The 1,690-nt window shown below is 66.7% G+C and carries 3 protein-coding genes and 1 pseudogene; 1 reads left to right on the forward strand and 3 read right to left on the reverse strand.

The features are described from left to right. Positions 1 to 52: 52 nt before the first annotated feature. Positions 53 to 481: pseudogene (locus RMO81_RS15035) on the forward strand (response regulator transcription factor); the annotation flags it as partial. On the opposite strand, the gene RMO81_RS15040 reads toward RMO81_RS15035, so the two are convergent. The 3 genes from RMO81_RS15040 to RMO81_RS15050 all read right to left on the reverse strand — a co-directional run. After that, complete coding sequence (locus RMO81_RS15040; protein ID WP_310476741.1) at positions 467 to 667, reverse strand: hypothetical protein; 201 nt, start codon at positions 665 to 667, stop codon at positions 467 to 469. The pseudogene RMO81_RS15035 and the gene RMO81_RS15040 overlap by 15 nt on opposite strands. Next, positions 654 to 827: a cbb3-type cytochrome oxidase assembly protein CcoS gene (gene ccoS / locus RMO81_RS15045; protein WP_310476742.1), complete on the reverse strand. Its 174-nt coding sequence runs from the start codon at positions 825 to 827 to the stop codon at positions 654 to 656. Before ccoS ends, RMO81_RS15040 begins: the two co-directional genes overlap by 14 nt. 13 nt (positions 828 to 840) lie before the next feature. Continuing rightward, positions 841 to 1,690, reverse strand: an 850-nt coding sequence (locus RMO81_RS15050; RefSeq protein WP_310476744.1) for an HAD-IC family P-type ATPase, incomplete at its 5' end; no start/stop codon positions are given.

Genomic DNA, 1,690 nt, shown 5'->3' on the forward strand with positions numbered 1-1,690 from the left:
CTGATCAACAAAATCCCGGAGAATGCCAACCTACAAAAAATAAATAAACACAATACTGCTGCCAGTGATCATCATCACCGGCCATGGCGATGTGGGCCTGGCCGTGGGGGCGATGAAGGCCGGGGCGGTGGATTTCCTGGAAAAGCCGTTCGAGAAGGCCGCCGTGATCGCGTCGCTGGAACAGGCGCTGCGGCACAATGATGGCCGCGCGGAATTGAACCGGCTGGCCGATCAGGCCCGCGCTCAGCTGAACGGGCTGACCCCGCGCGAGCGTGACGTGCTGAATGGGTTGGTGGAAGGCCAGTCCAACAAGGTGATCGCCTATGATCTGGGCATTTCCCCGCGCACCGTTGAAATCCATCGCGCCAACCTGATGTCGAAACTGGGGGTTGGCTCGCTGTCGGACGCGCTGAAGATCGCCTTTACGGCGCGCATGGCGGATCTGGCCGGCGCGGCGCCCGCACCGTCAGAGCTGGCCTGAGGCTTTCTTCTCGCGATTGCAGCCAACACGGCAGGCCGGATCGCAATCGCGGACCGGCTGGTCAGGCAGGCTGCCGCCGCTGCACAGGCTGATCAGCAGAGCCTCGGCGCGCGCTGGAACCGCCAGTGCGGTCAGCGTGATCGCCAGCAGGGCCGGCAGATAGGCGAGCGGATCACGGCGCAGCATCGGGAGGCTCCTTTGCGGCGGGCTCATCATCCATGAAGATGCGCAGGGCAGCGCCGTCCAGGTCGTCGAACTGGCCGCGCCCCACCGCCCAGAAGAAGGCGAACAGGCCAAGCAGACCAAGGCCCAGCGCCACCGGGATGAGGATCAGGATGCCGTTCATCGTGTCGAGCCTTTCAAGCGCCCAATCGCTTTAATCGCAGCGCATTGGCCACCACGATGATCGACGAGCCCGACATGGCGAGCGCGGCAACCAGCGGGGTGACCAGGCCGGCAATGGCCAGCGGCACGGCGATGATATTGTAGCCGATGGCCAGCGCGAAATTTTGTTTGACGATGCGCTGTGTCGCCCGCGCCGCGCGGATGGCGGTGGCAACCGGCGCAAGACTGCTGCCCAGGAATACCGCATCGGCGGCATTCTGGCTGGCATCGGCGGCCGAACCCGGCGCCATGGAGACATGGCCGGCGGCCAGCGCCGGGCCGTCGTTGAGGCCGTCGCCCACCATCAGCACGCGGTGGCCGCTGGCGGCCAGTGTCTTGATCTCGGCAAGCTTGTCTGCCGGGCTGAGCCCGCCTTGAGCGTTGATGCCAAGCGCCGCCGCGACCGCTGCCACCGGCCCCGGTCGATCGCCGGACAGGATGCGTGACGGCAGACCGAGCGCGGTCAGGTCGGCGATGGTCGCCAGCGCGGCTGGACGCAGCGGATCGGCAAAGCGGATCAGCACCTCTGGCGCGTCACCGATGCTGAGCGCGGCGGCCATGGTGTCGCCCGCGTCCGTTTCTGGCCGGCCGAGGCGCACGACCAGTCCCTGCCACTGACTTGAAAGGCCAATCCCGGGTGTTTCGCGCACCGATGTCACCTGCTGCGGCACGGTGCCGGCGGCGGTGAGAGCCGTGCGCAGGGCTTCTGACAATGGGTGACGGCTGCACTGCGCCAGCGCCAGCGCGACACCGGCCTGGGTGGCATCCAGCAGATGAAGATCGACCGGCTCCGGTGCGCCGAGGGTGAGGGTGCCGGTCTTGTCG

Origin of the sequence: Sandarakinorhabdus sp. (assembly GCF_031422795.1) — a bacterium.
Taxonomy (GTDB): Bacteria; Pseudomonadota; Alphaproteobacteria; order Sphingomonadales; family Sphingomonadaceae; genus Sandarakinorhabdus.